19 protein-coding genes and 1 other RNA gene are annotated in these 15,480 nt (G+C 40.2%); 7 read left to right on the forward strand and 13 right to left on the reverse strand.

Features of this window, described 5'->3' with window-relative positions:
• Positions 1-14 precede the first annotated feature (14 nt).
• From LS684_RS22920 to LS684_RS22930, 3 genes are all read right to left on the reverse strand, one after another.
• Complete coding sequence (locus LS684_RS22920; RefSeq protein WP_233812003.1) at positions 15-2,597, reverse strand: helicase-related protein; 2,583 nt, start codon at positions 2,595-2,597, stop codon at positions 15-17.
• 181 nt (positions 2,598-2,778) lie between these two features.
• Positions 2,779-3,228, reverse strand: a complete 450-nt coding sequence (locus LS684_RS22925) for an SRPBCC family protein (RefSeq protein WP_169215020.1) — start codon at positions 3,226-3,228, stop codon at positions 2,779-2,781.
• A gap of 109 nt (positions 3,229-3,337) precedes the next feature.
• On the reverse strand, positions 3,338-4,126 hold the full coding sequence (locus tag LS684_RS22930; RefSeq protein WP_233812004.1) for an HAD family hydrolase: 789 nt from the start codon (positions 4,124-4,126) through the stop codon (positions 3,338-3,340).
• Positions 4,127-4,281: 155 nt separating this feature from the next.
• On the opposite strand from LS684_RS22930, the gene LS684_RS22935 reads away from it, so the two are divergent.
• Both LS684_RS22935 and LS684_RS22940 read left to right on the forward strand, forming a co-directional pair.
• Positions 4,282-4,578 (forward strand): DUF948 domain-containing protein, encoded by a 297-nt coding sequence (locus tag LS684_RS22935; protein WP_169215022.1) that lies wholly within the window; start codon positions 4,282-4,284, stop codon positions 4,576-4,578.
• Positions 4,579-4,723: 145 nt separating this feature from the next.
• Positions 4,724-5,374, forward strand: coding sequence for an MtnX-like HAD-IB family phosphatase (locus LS684_RS22940; protein WP_169215023.1), 651 nt, complete (start codon positions 4,724-4,726; stop codon positions 5,372-5,374).
• 217 nt (positions 5,375-5,591) lie between these two features.
• Here the strand turns inward: LS684_RS22940 and ssrS are convergent.
• A non-coding RNA gene (gene ssrS, locus LS684_RS22945) (6S RNA) lies at positions 5,592-5,780 on the reverse strand.
• 92 nt (positions 5,781-5,872) lie between these two features.
• Complete coding sequence (locus LS684_RS22950) at positions 5,873-6,310, reverse strand: peptidylprolyl isomerase (RefSeq protein WP_169215024.1); 438 nt, start codon at positions 6,308-6,310, stop codon at positions 5,873-5,875.
• 266 nt (positions 6,311-6,576) lie between these two features.
• Here LS684_RS22950 and LS684_RS22955 point away from each other — a divergent pair, with 266 nt between their 5' ends.
• Positions 6,577-6,873, forward strand: a complete 297-nt coding sequence (locus LS684_RS22955; RefSeq protein ID WP_233812005.1) for a phage holin family protein — start codon at positions 6,577-6,579, stop codon at positions 6,871-6,873.
• A gap of 70 nt (positions 6,874-6,943) precedes the next feature.
• Here the strand turns inward: LS684_RS22955 and LS684_RS22960 are convergent, their stop codons facing one another.
• Together LS684_RS22960 and LS684_RS22965 are read right to left on the reverse strand one after the other, a co-directional pair.
• Positions 6,944-7,465, reverse strand: a complete 522-nt coding sequence (locus LS684_RS22960; RefSeq protein ID WP_169215028.1) for a type 1 glutamine amidotransferase domain-containing protein — start codon at positions 7,463-7,465, stop codon at positions 6,944-6,946.
• A 69-nt stretch (positions 7,466-7,534) separates the two neighbouring features.
• Positions 7,535-7,675 (reverse strand): hypothetical protein, encoded by a 141-nt coding sequence (locus LS684_RS22965; protein ID WP_233812006.1) that lies wholly within the window; start codon positions 7,673-7,675, stop codon positions 7,535-7,537.
• 187 nt (positions 7,676-7,862) lie between these two features.
• On the opposite strand from LS684_RS22965, the gene LS684_RS22970 reads away from it, so the two are divergent.
• On the forward strand, positions 7,863-8,459 hold the full coding sequence (locus LS684_RS22970) for a peroxiredoxin (RefSeq protein WP_225003809.1): 597 nt from the start codon (positions 7,863-7,865) through the stop codon (positions 8,457-8,459).
• A 297-nt stretch (positions 8,460-8,756) separates the two neighbouring features.
• Here LS684_RS22970 and LS684_RS22975 read toward each other — a convergent pair whose 3' ends face one another.
• Positions 8,757-9,650, reverse strand: coding sequence for an NAD(P)-dependent oxidoreductase (locus LS684_RS22975; RefSeq protein ID WP_169215029.1), 894 nt, complete (start codon positions 9,648-9,650; stop codon positions 8,757-8,759).
• Positions 9,651-9,807: 157 nt separating this feature from the next.
• Here LS684_RS22975 and LS684_RS22980 point away from each other — a divergent pair, with 157 nt between their 5' ends.
• Complete coding sequence (locus tag LS684_RS22980) at positions 9,808-10,068, forward strand: hypothetical protein (protein WP_169215031.1); 261 nt, start codon at positions 9,808-9,810, stop codon at positions 10,066-10,068.
• Positions 10,069-10,112: 44 nt separating this feature from the next.
• On the opposite strand, the gene LS684_RS22985 is transcribed toward LS684_RS22980, so the two are convergent.
• The 5 genes from LS684_RS22985 to LS684_RS23005 form a co-directional block, all read right to left on the reverse strand.
• Positions 10,113-10,469, reverse strand: coding sequence for a YidH family protein (locus LS684_RS22985; protein ID WP_225003308.1), 357 nt, complete (start codon positions 10,467-10,469; stop codon positions 10,113-10,115).
• 108 nt (positions 10,470-10,577) lie between these two features.
• On the reverse strand, positions 10,578-11,702 hold the full coding sequence (locus LS684_RS22990) for an MBL fold metallo-hydrolase (protein WP_169215299.1): 1,125 nt from the start codon (positions 11,700-11,702) through the stop codon (positions 10,578-10,580).
• A 122-nt stretch (positions 11,703-11,824) separates the two neighbouring features.
• On the reverse strand, positions 11,825-12,121 hold the full coding sequence (locus tag LS684_RS22995; RefSeq protein ID WP_225003309.1) for a rhodanese-like domain-containing protein: 297 nt from the start codon (positions 12,119-12,121) through the stop codon (positions 11,825-11,827).
• A 43-nt stretch (positions 12,122-12,164) separates the two neighbouring features.
• Positions 12,165-12,524, reverse strand: coding sequence for a rhodanese-like domain-containing protein (locus LS684_RS23000; RefSeq protein WP_205832347.1), 360 nt, complete (start codon positions 12,522-12,524; stop codon positions 12,165-12,167).
• Positions 12,525-12,703: 179 nt separating this feature from the next.
• Complete coding sequence (locus LS684_RS23005) at positions 12,704-12,961, reverse strand: hypothetical protein (RefSeq protein ID WP_169214917.1); 258 nt, start codon at positions 12,959-12,961, stop codon at positions 12,704-12,706.
• Positions 12,962-13,358: 397 nt separating this feature from the next.
• On the opposite strand from LS684_RS23005, the gene LS684_RS23010 reads away from it, so the two are divergent.
• Both LS684_RS23010 and LS684_RS23015 read left to right on the forward strand, forming a co-directional pair.
• On the forward strand, positions 13,359-14,045 hold the full coding sequence (locus tag LS684_RS23010) for a response regulator transcription factor (RefSeq protein ID WP_169215033.1): 687 nt from the start codon (positions 13,359-13,361) through the stop codon (positions 14,043-14,045).
• Positions 14,042-15,445, forward strand: a complete 1,404-nt coding sequence (locus LS684_RS23015; protein ID WP_169215035.1) for a sensor histidine kinase — start codon at positions 14,042-14,044, stop codon at positions 15,443-15,445. The genes LS684_RS23010 and LS684_RS23015 overlap by 4 nt, the downstream gene beginning before the upstream one ends.
• Positions 15,446-15,480: the final 35 nt, after the last annotated feature.

The following is a 15,480-nucleotide window of genomic DNA, read 5'->3' on the forward strand; positions in this document are numbered from 1 at the left end:
TTTGCTCAAGGGAATCAGGAATGAGGCGGGTTCCTTCTTGTTCTTCTTTTCACCCTTGTCCGGTGGCATCGGTCACAAATGGGAAATCCAAAGCCAGGAGGCAAATTCTTTTGACATTGTTTACATGTCTGGGTCATGGAGGTGACCTCTGTTCTTAGGCTTTCATGTACTCCATCGGCGATTTCGCTTCGAATCCGCTCCCAATAATAAGCTTCTGTTTGTCTTCCCATGCGATAAAGGAATAAGAGATGCAGTCCCACAGCCTTATAGGAAACCTCTTTTTCTTCAAGGTTTCTGCTTTTTACAGGGGGATCAGGTAGTTCTTCTCTGTTTACAATGGCATACATACTCTCTAACCACTGCTCGGTTAGCTCAGGCTCTTTTTTGGAAAAAGGAAGATGTAAAAATCCGTACAGATCATTTAACGTAAGCTTAGCCTCAATATCGGTGCCGCGGATTAATTCATACAGCTCCCTTTCTTCCAACAGGGCCGCTTTCTCTGTTCCATAAGGACTTTCGAATTTCTCCCAAAAATAAAAAAACATGTCCAGGTCATGATAATATCGCTGAAAACGTTCAAATACACCACTTGTCGGGGCGATGGCAAACGTTTGAAGAGAAGGGTCCTGGAGATTTAACAGATGTTTCATGACTTTAATATCCTTCGTAAAAGCCACTTTTCCTTCATTATATATTCCTTTTCTGCCTGCACGGCCTGCAATCTGCTTTACTTCCTGTGATGTCAGTCTTCTCCTTCTCGTTCCGTCAAATTTATCTGTTTCAAGAAACACAATTCTTCGGATCGGCAGATTTAAACCCATTCCGATTGCATCTGTAGCTACAATCATATTGGTCTTCCCTTGAATGAATTGCATCATCTGCTTCTTCCTGGTCTCAGGTGGCATACTTCCATAGATCATGCTTACTTTGTGACCGTTATTCTGTAATCTTGAAGCCGTATCCAGGACCTTCTTACGTGAAAAGCAAACGAGTGCATCTCCTTTTTTGGCATGCCTGAGCTGAAATTCTTTCGATTCAACTTGAAGGGGGATATCCCTCTTATAATTATGGACCTGAACGTTTCCTTCTCCCAATAACTCCATCAGCAGGTCACGGACATTTTCACTCCCGATGATATGTACTTCTTTCGCCCTTGCTTTTGTAATGGCCCGGTACCAGGAGAAGCCTCTGTCCTGATCGGCCAGCATTTGAGCTTCGTCAATCACAATCACTTCATACTCGTGTTTTTCATAGAACATCTCAACGGTAGAAGACACATGTTTCGCTCCGGCAACTTCTTTTTCCTCTTCTCCGGTTTTCAGATGACAAGGTACTCCCTCTGCATTTAATGTGTCAAATATCTCCAGAGCCAGAAGCCTGAGTGGTGCCAGATACATCCCGGTGGCGGCTTCCTTCATCCTGCTGATGGCGCGATGGGTTTTGCCTGTATTGGTTTCGCCGATATGGAGGATATACTTGATATCTCCACGAAACGAAGGACTATACTCCCGTCCAAAAATATCTTCCATCATCCTCTGTTCTTCTTCTTCCTTCCGCTTTAATTCAGCTAACTCAGCAGCCTTTTTCTTCTCCCGTTCTTCTAGATCCCTTTTGTAGATGGTAACGTGTGTCTTTTCATCAAATGGCTTTTCGGCAAGTTCAAAAAGATCCGCAACATCTTCATTTTGTATTTTGGTGAAGAAAGCTGTTTTCAGAGTCAGGAGTGTGTGATGACTCAGCCTGCTTAAGCGCTCCTCTGATAAGGGTTGTCCGAATACAGTGACGTAATCGGACGATAATCGTTCCGGTATTTGATTTAGTAATGAACGATAAACAATTTGTTCTAAATGGTAGTAGACAAACCTCTCATAGGGATAAAGAAAGGTTTCATATTCCCATACAGGACCGTCCCAGTGCTCACTCTTCTTATGTATGGAACCGGTATATTCCTTAAGAAAATCAGAAACAGTTGTAAAGGATTCTCTTGTAAATTTTCCTTCTGCTTCTAATTTCTCTTCCAACATATATGGTTCTGTTTGACCATACTTTGTTTTCGTCGTCATATCATGTACGATTTTCTTCGAAAATAGATAGCGCAGCTCCACATACCACTGGAGCTCATGTTCTTCCAGCTCCTTGTTTATAAAGGCAAGAATATCTTTCCGGATTTCTTTTTGAAGGGCAGCCTGTTTTTTTTCTTCGTTTCTTTTCAGATAATTTTCCCTAACCCGTTTATGGCGTTCTTCCCAATCCCGGTCTGAAGGTTGATTTTCGTTAAGCCAATTTAGTATGTGGAACGGCTCATAATCTCTTATCTCGTTACGGAACAACTTATTAATCCATTTTTTGTCTGTTCCTTCGATATCGTAGCCTCTCTTTCTTAAGAAAGCCTTCTTATGGCTTCGAAGAACATCGTTCGTGACTTTGTTAAGCCAGATATTCGTCCAGATTTGATGAAAGAATGCGCTTCTTTCTGAAACATACTCATGAAAAGAAGGACAGTCGTCTCTTTTCTCTAAGAAACTGGTTATATCATCTTCTATTTTTTGTTTGGTTTCCTCTATTGCTTCTTCTTGAAGCAGGTGAAGATTTTGCATGGTAAGACCCCTTTAACCGTTTAGGCGATTTATACTTTGTACTCTATAGTGTATGTATCTTTACTTAAACTAACAATTCAGTTGCTTACAAATAGTTCATTATAGCATATTTAGCTGGCATGAATGACTGATGAATCGAAACTAAAGCCGGCATGCCATCAAGATGAAATGGGCATGCCGGTTATTTGTTGTTTCTCTGTATTGCATCAGCAACTGCTTCAGTCAATTCCTTTGTAAGATTATGAATCATTTTATCAAATAGTGATTCCAAGAAGCCTGCCAGGACACTTGTGGATTGAATCTTTAAATATCCCGTCATATCAGTGGTGGTGTTGCTTATTTTTTCTGCTTTAAAATACCCTTCACCCGTCAGTGTTTGATTCACACCCTTTAACTTGAATTTCACTTGAACAGGTTCCATCCATTCTGTAATCTCAACTTGAACATGTACCTTTTTTTTCACAACTCCATAATGAGCATTGAATTTCCACACTGATTGAGAAACTGAAAGGATTGTATGCTCAATATATCCAGGCACAAGATGAGCCCATGCATTCAGATCCCTGACGAATTCCCATACACGTGACTGGGGCGTATGAACACTTATTTGGTGTATTCCTATTCCATTCATCCTAACTCTCCTTCTTACGTGTCATCCGTGAATAGTATGAAAAGCGGCAGACGATTATGACTGTAGTGAATAGATAAGAGAAGAGGCTTCACTTTGAAGCCTCTCTAAATCAACCCACGTTATTTACAATTCCAAGAACTTCATGAAGCTCGGTAATCTCATAATCAGGGACAATTTCTTTAGAATTTTCCATGCGGCGGTTGATCCATACGGTTTTTATCCCGAGACTAGAAGCCCCAAGAATGTCTGTATGTAAATTATCACCTACCATGATGACCTCATCCCTTTCAAGATTCAGCCTTTCTAATGCATGGTGAAACATGGCCGCATCAGGCTTCCCTTTTCCAATATCACCTGAAATGATAATTTCTTCAAAGAAAGGGACGAGTTCCGGGGTCTTATCAAGTTTTGTCCTTTGTAAATGCGGTGACCCATTCGTCAAGAGCAATAGTTTAAATTTCCCTTTCACTTCATTTAATACTTGAAACGTATCTTCATACACAAAAGGTCTCTCTCTCCTTTCTTTGCGAAACCTTTCTGATAATTCTTCTCCAAGCTCTTCATTTATGATATTCAATGATTGCAATCCATCGGTCCAAGCCTTTTTCCGATAAGCAGGGACGATTTCTTTCATCAAACGGAATCCCTCATCATGCTCATCTAAAAAGTCCCCCCATAATCCCTCAAATGGATTAATCCCAATATTCCGGGTAAACTCATAAGTATCATAATTCGCATACAGCTTTCTCGCATTCTCCCTGACACTTTGCTCTAAAGCCCCCGGGTCAACTCCGACTTTCGTTTCAGCATAATGGCAGGTTACTTTAAAAGCTTCTTCAATACTTTTTGAGTCCCATAATAACGTATCATCCAGATCAAACATAATGGCCTTTATCATATCTATCACTCCCTATTCTAAATGGTTAAACTTATCTATTAGATTACTAGCTATGTAGAATATAGTAAACAGCAGGTGAAATTAATTTTCCCGCGTTATTTTCATCCCATTTAGGGAATATAACTAAAAACAAAGTATATTGAGGTGAAAGTGACATGTGGGTGGTTTATGCTAGTATTGCGTTAATGGTGATTGCTTTGGTCATGCTGGGGACAGCACTCATGAAGACAGTCAAGACAACGAGACCCGTCATAAATGAAATGAATCAAACGGTGGGTCGAATTCAAGCCGGTATGGATAAAATGACAGCGGAAGCAAATCAGTTACAAGAAACTCAGGGAGAAATTCAGGAAGATATAGAAAACAAAAAGACCACGATCAACCACGCAGTTGAAGAAGCGAAACGGACTCCAGAAGTACTGAAGGGGTTCATTTATAGTATGAAAAAATAATACCACATCACCTTGCATTACAGTGGGGTGATTTTTTCACCACCTAATAGTTTACATAATATTGTTATGGTTTATTAATAGACCCCTTCCTCCTCCGCATCTAACATGATACAATCGATTGGACTAGTCATGAGGAGGAGTCTGTATGAAAAGATGGGCATTTGTTTCTGATTTTGACGGGACGATTTCTAAAAAGGATTTTTATCATCTGGTATTGGAGAAATACTTTGCAGAGGGACAAGAATTATTCAAACAATGGAAAGCTGGAGACCTAAAGGATATCGATTTCTTACGGAGTGTTTTCACATCCATACACCAAGACGAGAAACAAATCATCGAAGACATCCATTCTCTCGAAATTGATGGACACGTCCCTTCCTTCATCCGTAAAGTTCAGGAGCAAGGTGGAGACTTTTACATTTTGAGTGCAGGGACAGATTACTATATTCATCATATCCTGCAGCAGCATGGAATCAAGGATGTTAAAGTGTATTCTAATCAAGGCTATTATAAGGAGAAGAATGTTCACTTGAATATTGATCCTCATCATCCACATCACTCTGAAAGATATGGGATAGACAAATCAAAGGTTCTTACCGATCTTAAACAGGAATATGAAACGATTTATTTTGCAGGAGATAGTGAACCCGACAGTCATCCTGCATTAGTGGCAGATGTCACATTTGCAATGAAAGCACTTCAGTCAATTTTGTCAGAGAAAGATATTCCTTTTGTTAAAGTTCATGATTTCACAGACATTGATGTGTACCTTACAAGGTATGGCGTTCTGAACTAATTCATTTTGCAAAATAGGATTCATCCGTGTTACACTATAACTGCCCCTCCCGAACATTCGCTTGTTGCGGGACACTTAACCATGTACGGACGGGAGGGGCCTCGATACATAATCAACAAACCGGATCTCCTTGAGATCCGGTCTTTTTAATGACCTCAACAGCATTTGGGCATATAAAAGCCAGCCCCCGATTGGGAACTGGCTTGAGATACTGCTATTAGGAGCCACATTTGCCGTAATGAGATATAAGAAAGTTTTAAACCACCACTCCTCAAAGTGGGTGTTTGCAGAAGGTTTCCTGTCGTCCTCATGTCGTGGAGGCTTGACATTCCAACTTCGATGTAAAACTCCCTATTACAGTTTAAAGGTTAAAACTTCGTTATGATTACGTACAACGTAGCCTGTATTAATATATTACAATATCGTCAAAGTCATTTCAACTATTGTTTTTGCTTGATCATGATCTTTTGACTGGAAATAAGGTCCGTCCCTCTTCCCTTAAGCGTCGAAAACTTCTACCTTCTCCATTACGTCGCCGTTTCGCATTGACTTAGCGATGTCGATTCCCGACGTCACTTTACCGAATACTGTATGAACACCGTTTAGGTGAGGCTGTGGCTCATGCACGATGAAGAATTGGCTTCCTCCGGTATCTTTCCCCGCATGTGCCATTGAAAGTGAACCTTCTTCATGTTTATGCGGATTCCCTTCTGTTTCACACTTAATCGTGTATCCAGGTCCACCCATTCCGTTTCCATTAGGGCATCCGCCTTGACTTACGAAACCAGGGATGACACGATGGAAACTTAAACCGTTGTAGAACCCTTCGTTTGCTAATTTTTCAAAATTCGCTACTGTTCCTGGTGCTTCATTAGGAAATAAATCAAATTCGATTTTTTCACCTGTCTGAAATTGTATGTATCCTTTTTTCGTCATTACTAACAGCTCCTTTTTATTATAGGTCAAACAATATAATATCATTGAAAAATTCTTATGTCACTTTAAAGGTATGATTTTCAAACAGAATATCGACTAGAAATGTTGAACCCCTCATTATCCTTTCCCTTCATCGCTCACTATGATAACTAGACAATTAACCTATACCATCACTTTCACTCATTTTTAATACAGGCTGTCATGAAACACTACCTGCTTCGAATAAGCTATAAGGAAGTCATATTTTTATTATAGGGGTGAGGTGTATGATAGAGAACTTCCTAAGCGGTATTTCCATTGATCCTCAAGTCACTGTGCTTGTTCCTGTATTATGGGTGCTGGGGTATGCATTGAAAAGAACCCCCCATGTTCCAGATTGGCTGATCATTTGGACCTTATTACTGGCGGGTGTAGCTGCCAGCGGTTGGACCCTTGGGTTTGATTTCAATGGTATCGCCAATGGGTTCATTGCAACAGGTGCAGCCATTACGACCCATCAATCTGTTAAGCAGACTTTTTTTGCTCGGGTGCACGACCGTAATAAAAGGGAAAAAAAGAAGTGAACGAAAAAAAGACCGGTACATGAGAAAAACAAAGAGTTTTTCCATCCCGGTCTTCGATAGGATGATTCTGCTAATTTCCCAGCACTTCAATGAATTCTCTCATATAATCCGGTAAATCAGGCGGCCTTCTGCTTGAAACGATATGCCCGTCTGTTACGACAGGTTCATTCACCCAGGTTGCACCGGCATTCTCCATGTCATCTTTAATACCGGGTGTGCTGGTTACATTAACACCCTGGAGGATTTTGGCTGAAATCAACACCCAGCCTGCATGACAGATTTGTCCAATCGGTTTCTTACTCTTGTCCATTGACTGGACCATTGAAATGACGTCCTCATAGCGACGCAGCTTATCAGGTGACCAACCACCTGGAACAAGGATTGCATCATAGTCTTTTGGATTGATATCTTTAAAGGCATAATCTGAAACAATTGGAACCCCATACTTCCCAATGTATTCTTCACCGGCCTTTTCACCTACTATATGTACAGTTGCTCCTTCTTCACGCAAACGCAAGACAGGGTACCACAGCTCCAAGTCTTCGAAATCTGCACTTACTAATTGAATCACTTTCTTACCCGTTAATTTCAACAGGACCACTCCTTATTCATTGTTAGTTTTATTGTCTAGGTTAAAGATAGATATTGCAACCAATAAACTTCAATTATATGGACTATATTTCTTAATGGCTTTAATAATTGATTTTGTCTGGTAAAAAGATACGAGAAACGCAATTACTGTCATAATTGAACCAAATGTATATATTACTGTTGAAAATTGCTTAAATGACTTTTTAGTCAAGAGATTCACCTTTCCTTCTAATTGGGAAGAATACTCCTTGTATTGTTCCCAATTAGAAGGCATGTATGTGATAGGAAACAACTTTAGACCGTAACATAAAGGCCGGGGAACGGACATATATGTTGTTAGTACTTTTAAAGAAAGGGGTGATTGAATGTATAACCCACCCTATCCTTTTAATCCTGAAATGAGAAATGACGTTAACTCCATGCCATTTTGTGCACAAACCAATGATCCTGCTCCTCTCTTTATTGCTGATGCGTACGATCATTCACAAAAGAAGATATACAGAATCAACCTGGAATCATATCGCGGTAAATGGGTCATTTTATTTTTCTATTCGAGTGATTTTACCTTTGTCTGACCAACAGAGCTGGCAGCGGTCGCTGCTATTCACCCCAGATTTAAAGAAAATCAAGCTGAAGTTCTCGGGATAAGTACTGACAGTGTATACTCTCACAAAGTGTTCACTGAAGTATCCCCTTCTGCATCTAAAGTGCAATTTCCTTTAGTGAGTGATCGAAATCATGAAATAAGTAAAGCCTATCGGGTGTTAAATGAACGAGCAGGCGCTACGTTCAGAGCCACCATCATCATCGACCCTGAAGGCATGATATCATCAAAAATGATCTATCCGCCTGAGGTCGGTCGGAATAGCTATGAGATATTAAGAGTGCTGGAAGCCATAAAATATGGAAGAAAAACAGGTGAAGGAGTCCCGGCCAATTGGCTTCCAAACCTATCTGGAATTCAGAAAAATCCTGACAATATAGGGAAGATTTAATAGAGGTTGGGACAAAAGCATGAATATCTAAAAAAACCCGAACTATATTACCTGCATATTGGAAATATAGTTCGGGTTTTATACTTTTTTAAATTTATCTCATTTTTGGAGTGAAAGCCGTAGACTCTTGGCCAATTTTGCAGGCACCTCCTATTGTTTTTGGGGTAAAACAGGGACAAGCTCACCGACTACCCCCGTAAAGCAGAGTCTTGCAAGGTAATCATTCCCTGTATCAAGAAAGTGCACTGAAATTGCTCGTGTTTATGTGAAGGTCTTTTTAGTTTTATTACAGCCTCTTTATTGTGTTTCCAATAATTTAATCAATGCATGGGTCCCGCTATTCCCCTCTCCGCTTTGAGCTAACTCTTCATATAATGAAAGGGCCAGTTCTAAACCAGGGGTTTTGATTTCCATCCCCTGGGCTGAATCAAGGGCGATTTTAAGATCTTTGATAAAATGCTTTACATAAAACCCTGGAGCAAAATCTTCATCAATCATCCGCGGGACCAGGTTACTCAGTGACCAGCTCCCAGCTGCTCCCGAGGTGATACTCTTCAGCACAGTTTCAGGATTCAAGCCTGAACGTTTGGCATAAAGCAGGGCTTCACTTACTCCCATCATATTCGAGGCAATTGTGATCTGATTACACATTTTCGTATGTTGACCTGCCCCGGCTTTTCCTTGATACACAACATTAGAACCCAGTAGATCCATCAGGGGGATCACGGCATCGAAAGCCCCCTTGTCTCCCCCCGCCATGATAGAAAGTCTTGCTTCTTTGGCACCTATGTCTCCCCCTGAAACAGGAGCATCCAAAGTGTAGATCCCTTTATCCCGAGCGAATAAGTTGATTTCCTCTGCTAATTTAGGAGAGGAAGTAGTCATGTCTATAGCAATACATCCTTTTTTCATATGATGAAGGAGACCGTTCTCACCTAAATATATCTCTTCTACATCTGAGGGGTAGCCTACCATTGTAATGATTGTATCTGAAACATCAGCCACTTCTTTTGGTGAGTCCGCCCATTTTGCACCAATTTCAATAAGCTTTAATGCTTTCTCTTTCGTTCGATTGTAAACGACCACGGGAAACCCTGCATGGAGTAGATGGCATGCCATGCTTTCTCCCATTACACCTGTCCCTATAAATCCAATGACGCTCTTACTTGTTATTCCTTTCAAATACCTCATCCTCCATTTCATACCGTCTAAGTTTATTTTTAACTAGAATGCTAGCATTGTCCACTCCTGGTTAGATATGAAATCGCCAGCCAGGTTTATTTTCATGTAAGCCGGGAAAAGGATGAACATACTATACAAACAATTATGATGATCAGGAGGAGTAAATATGAAACTCAATAAAACTTTACTTGTAGGTGCTACAGTCACGGCGGGTTCATTGGGATGGATTTTATCTTCGAAAGAGAAACGAAATCAGCTCCATAATGTTAAAGAAGGTTTAGTGACTAAATTTAAAAAGAGAAGAAAAGAAGACCTACCTGTTGAAAAAGGAGGCAACCCAGACCCTTCAAATATTGAAGATAATTCAATGGTAAGTGAAGGAGCCATGACATCTGTACAGTATTATAACGAGAAAAAACAAGATTAAAAAAGCTGAACGCGGGGATCAAACTCCACCTGCGTTCAGCTTTTTTACCTAAGAGAAAAAAAATAAACCGTGACGAATAAAAGAACAATTGTAGCCACAACAGCCATCATCTTTATGAAAGCATCTGCGGACACAAATGTTTGTGTGTTGATATGTTTTCTTGTCCGGTAATAATGTAAGGTTGATCCAATAATGACGGCTAAACCTATGACGATAGAAACGCCGCTGATGGTTAAAGCAATCTTATCTTGAACAGGATTTCCTTGAAGTGAGTTATAATGCAAGCTTGTTGTTAAAAAACCAATCCCGATAATGGCAATAGCCGTTCGAATCCAGGCCAGAAACGTACGTTCATTGGCTAAGTGCTGCTGTATATATTTAGATTCATTCGTCTCCTTCATGCCCTCGTCACCTCTGGTTGCTGCTGAATTCAAGAAATCATCCCTTCCAATCACTGGAGGGATGATTTTTGTCATTAAGAAAAAAATCGGCACCTATTCTTTCATTCTTTACCTAACGGCACAACGGTTTGGACCTGTTTCCATTTCGCGCTTTTCATCTTCTCCGGGATCCACCTTACCCATATTCGTTTCACGGATTTTTTCATAACTATTGGGTTGTGGAGGAAGGTTTTCGGTAACGGTTTTTCTAAATTCCTCTTTATCTTCAATGTTCAATCCATGATTTTCCTTATAAAGGTTACTTAGAGGATGGGAAACGGATCCATCTTCATTCATCTCGTCTATGGTCATGAAATGTGCAGGTAAGACCGTTAGATCAGGCTTAAGATCTTTGTATCTTGAATACAGTGTTTCTCTTAAATCCCCTACCCAATCTTCGGCTTTCCCTGCCAAATCTGGCCTTCCAATCGAATCAATAAAGAGAATGTCCCCCGTTAACAAATAACTGTCATCGACAATAAAAGATGTGCTGCCTATCGTGTGCCCCGGAGAATACAAAGCCTTTATCGTCGTATTGCCGATTTCAATGATTGTATCTTCATTTAACTCTGTATAGTGGTATTGAACTTCCGCTGCATCCTTGGGAGGTAAATAATATGGTGAATCGTAATCATTGCTTAAAGCTCTGCCCCCGGAAATATGATCTGCATGGAGGTGCGTGTCAAGGACTCCCATAACTGATACGTTATGCTCCCTAATAAATTCTTTATAAGGCTTCAAAAGGCGGCTGGGGTCAACGAAAGCTGCTTCTCCATTTGACACAATCGCATAAGATAAACATCCCTTGCCAATACGGACAAATTGATAAATCGCTCCGCCTGATACGTCACCAATTTTAATTGGTTCTAAATGTTCACTCCAAGCCTGCATACCACCCTTAACGGAATAGATGTTCTCCATTCCCGCTTCAACCAGCATTTCAGCTGTTTTGGTTGAAGAATGTCCTTTTGCACAAATAACATATATATCCTCATCACTTGGTAAAACTGATTGAACCGATTCAAGATTATCTTTCAGTTCCGAAAAGGGTTTATTGATGATTTTCACGTTCTCCCCTTCTACTTTCCAATCATCGAAAGCATCTTTGGGTCTAACATCCAGGATGAACATGCCCTCTCCGCTCATTATTTTTTTAGTTAGTTCTTTCGCTGTCAATTCTTTTACTGTAGAAATAATGAATTCCTCCCTTACATTTTTATATCCTGTCCTAAATACATTATCCTCATTTTATATTTTTTAAACCTACAGGGGTATTCGGATACATTCAACAACATTCAAGAGAGGAAGGAACACGTTTACTCTTCTTTTCCTTCCCATGAATTCATTCCGCCATTCATATTTGTTACATGGAAACCATGATACTCCAGGAACTTAACAGCTTGACTACTTCGTCCCCCTGATTGGCACACCACTATATATTCTTTATTCTTATCCAATTCATTCATACGAAATTCCAATAGCCCCAATGGAAAATTCATACTATTGGGGATTTTCCGGGACCTGAACTCTGCTGCTTCACGAACATCGATAATATTCACAACTTCTCCTGATGATATGCGTTTATTTAATTCAGCTGATGAAATTGTTTTCAAAATGACTGCCTCACTTTCAGATTTTTCGCGATGAGTGGTCATACTAGTACCAGGAATTCATACCACCCTTAACATTTGTGATCGATGTGAATCCTTTCTGTTTAAGCACTCGACAGGCGTTAGCACTTCTCATCCCGCTTTGACAGATTACGATGATTTCTTTATCTTTTGATAGTTTGTGGGCACTTTTCGATAATGACTGTAAAGGCATATTCTTAAACTGTCTAATATGATTTTGCTTGAATTCTCCAGGGGTCCGTACATCAATAAACTGCCTTGAGTTGTCATGTAATAAAGGCTTTAATTCCTGAATGGAGATTTGTTTAATATTTTTACCGGGTTTCTTAAACACCATGTACATAGAAACAAGTAGAACCAGTATAAGTAATCCAATATAATCCAAAAAAACACCTCATTTTAACTTTTTGGTTGTGATTGCTCACATTTTTCCGTATGCACCTATAATATACCCCATTAGGTATTTAGTCAAGATTTTTCTCTCACTCCACTACACCCTTCTTTAGGGAGAAAAGAATTTACAAAAAAAAAAAACGACCCTATCCAAGAGTCGGTTTCATTTATCTATAAATAGTAGAAGCAGCGTTTATACGGTCCCTTAAAACCTTTAAAAGGACTATTCACAATTTGTCCTCCAAGGAACCCAATCCCAAGACCGATTAACCCTGCGCCAAGTGGATTAATACCGAATCCATATCCACCTGCTGGACCATAAGGAGGTGGTCCATACCCTGCCTGTGGGAATCCAGGTGGTGGAGGATACCCCTGCTGACCGTATCCCACGGTGTTTGTTGCAGATGGAAACTGATTATAAGCCGCCACGGGACTGTTCCCCCCCTGCCCCCCCAATGGTGGCATTGACCCTAGATATCCATTAGGTAAACTGTTGTCATATCCAGTCCCAAGATTTGGAAGTCCGTTAGTGGAAGTTAATAAGCTCAATAAATTCTTTCTCTGTATGTTTCTCCTCTCATACATCTCTCTTTCACTCCTCTTTATTAGCCTATTAAAGACCGGATAAAAGGGAAGGGCTTATGTCCCTGTTTCGTGAAAAGTAGTGACTGTAATGGATTTATACGCAAACCTTTTTGCATCACTGTCTGAAACGAGTAAAGTCACTATGTGTGGTTAATGTATCTTATATCATAAAAAATTCACTTTTTTCGTCTATAATATAGCTGATGAGGTGTCTGTGCAGAATCGATAGGAGTGATTCAAGTTGAAAAAATGGAATGTCTTAATTGTTGACGATGAACCCGACATGAGACAACTGATCAAACTTTATTTGAATAATGAGCAGTACTTCTGCATCGATGCAGAAAACGGTCTTGATGCCCTTGATCAAATGAAAAAAACCCAAGTAGATATCATGGTTGTGGATATCATGATGCCCTTCATGGACGGTTATCAATTATTAAAAGAGGTCAGGGAAAGAAGTCAGGTTCCTTTTATCTTCCTGTCTGCAAAGGGAGATGATTTAGATAAAGTGAAAGGACTCAAGCTTGGAAGTGACGATTATATGGTTAAGCCATTTAACGCAGAAGAACTGGTTGCACGGATCGAAACGATCCTGAGAAGATCTTATGGAAATCAAACCAGTCACCATCCGATGATTGAACGGTATGGACCAGTATCGTTTAATTTGGCATCCAGGACCGTATCTGTAGATGACCTTTCTCCTCGCTTAACCTTAAAGGAATATGAACTCTTTCTTTTTCTTGCCCGTAATCATGGAAGAGTATATACACGTGAACAACTCCTTGATCAGGTTTGGGGCAGAGACTATGAAGGAAGCGACCGAACAGTAGACACACATATTAAAACGTTGCGGCTTAAATTAAAGAACTTCGGGCATTTGATTGTAACCGTGTGGGGCTTAGGTTATAAGTTCGAGGAATCGTCTTGAAAAATTCGAACCTGACACTTAATAAAAAAGTATCTCTACTTCTATTAAGCAGTTTGCTGTTAACGATCGTCTTCTCGTTTTTATTTATTCACTTTCTGTACAAGGATCTCTATATCGGTACCGTTAAAGAATCCCTCCTGTACCAAGGACAGAGAACAGCAGACCATTATCATTATGGAGACGTGAGCGGAAGTGTAAAGGATAAAATCCTCTGGTACAACGTCATTTCTCCTTACGAAGTAGCTGTTGTAGAGGACCTTGACGATTTAACGATCCGTTTTCCATACCTGATTGACCAGAAATCTTTAATCACTAACGAAGACAAACGAGAATTGGCCAAAGGGAACCGGATCATGAAGGAGGGGTATGTAGAGGAATTTAATCGCAACGTGATAGGTGCCATCTTCCCTCTGATGAATGAAGAGAAATTAATGGGATATTTGCTCATTTATATCCCTCTTGCTGAAATGACTGAGGTTTTTAGCAGAGGGATCCCTATTTTGGTACTCACAGGAGTCATGTTTTACTTTGTATTGTTCTTGGTCATTCAATCTTCTTTAGGGTCACTCTTCAAACCTATACGGGAAATGCAGCTGTTTTCGAATAAAGTGGCAAAGGGGGATTTTTCAGGCAGGCTCCATGTTCACTCTAAAGATGAAATGGCTGAGCTTGCGCTTACCTTCAACAGCATGGTCGAATCACTTCAACATCAAGAAGAACGAAAACGTCAGTTCCTAGCCAATGTTGCCCATGAACTAAGGACCCCGCTTACCTATATTGGAGGTTATGCTAAGGCATTGACCGACAGGGTGCAGACGAACCCTGAAGAAATGGAAGAAAGTCTTCATCTTATTCAAAAAGAATCAATCCGGATGCAGAGGTTGATCACTGAATTACTGGAATTGAATAAATTAGAAGATTCATCTTTTTCCTTAGATATCGAGCCCATCGTCCTTTCTCAGTTAATCATGGATACATTAACCCTTATATTCTCTCAGGCGAAAATGAAGAAAATCGAAATCAATCATCAGTTAAATGAAGAAAGTATTATTAATGGTGACCCTGACAGGGTCATGCAGGTTTTTTATAATGTTTTAGACAATGCCCTGAAATATTCCACTGAAAAAAGTCCCATCTTTATTCAATCCTATGAGGAAGATGGGATGGCCGTTGTGAAAATTCAGGATTCCGGGATCGGCATTCCTGAAGAATCACTTTCTCAGATCGGGGAAAGGTTCTACCGGTCGGATCTGTCCAGGACAAGGAATACTGGTGGATATGGTCTAGGTTTGTCCATTGCGAAAGAAATCATGCATAAGCACGGTGGCTCTTTTTCCATTCAAAGTTCTGAAGGGAAAGGAACAACTGTGTATCTTCTATTTCCATTACTTGATATATAAAAACAGACTGAGTCCCGGTATAGTGGACTCAGTCT

This window comes from Cytobacillus spongiae, from assembly GCF_021390075.1.

Coding starts and splice junctions, on each gene's coding strand:
- LS684_RS22985 (WP_225003308.1), bottom strand. CDS start 10,469: ATGAAGGAGACGAATGAATCTAAATATATACAGCAGCACTTAGCCAAT.
- LS684_RS22935 (WP_169215022.1), top strand. CDS start 4,282: ATGTGGGTGGTTTATGCTAGTATTGCGTTAATGGTGATTGCTTTGGTC.
- LS684_RS22940 (WP_169215023.1), top strand. CDS start 4,724: ATGAAAAGATGGGCATTTGTTTCTGATTTTGACGGGACGATTTCTAAA.
- LS684_RS22980 (WP_169215031.1), top strand. CDS start 9,808: ATGAAACTCAATAAAACTTTACTTGTAGGTGCTACAGTCACGGCGGGT.
- LS684_RS22925 (WP_169215020.1), bottom strand. CDS start 3,228: ATGAATGGAATAGGAATACACCAAATAAGTGTTCATACGCCCCAGTCA.
- LS684_RS22975 (WP_169215029.1), bottom strand. CDS start 9,650: ATGAGGTATTTGAAAGGAATAACAAGTAAGAGCGTCATTGGATTTATA.
- LS684_RS22955 (WP_233812005.1), top strand. CDS start 6,577: ATGATAGAGAACTTCCTAAGCGGTATTTCCATTGATCCTCAAGTCACT.
- LS684_RS22920 (WP_233812003.1), bottom strand. CDS start 2,597: ATGCAAAATCTTCACCTGCTTCAAGAAGAAGCAATAGAGGAAACCAAA.
- LS684_RS22950 (WP_169215024.1), bottom strand. CDS start 6,310: ATGACGAAAAAAGGATACATACAATTTCAGACAGGTGAAAAAATCGAA.
- LS684_RS22930 (WP_233812004.1), bottom strand. CDS start 4,126: ATGATAAAGGCCATTATGTTTGATCTGGATGATACGTTATTATGGGAC.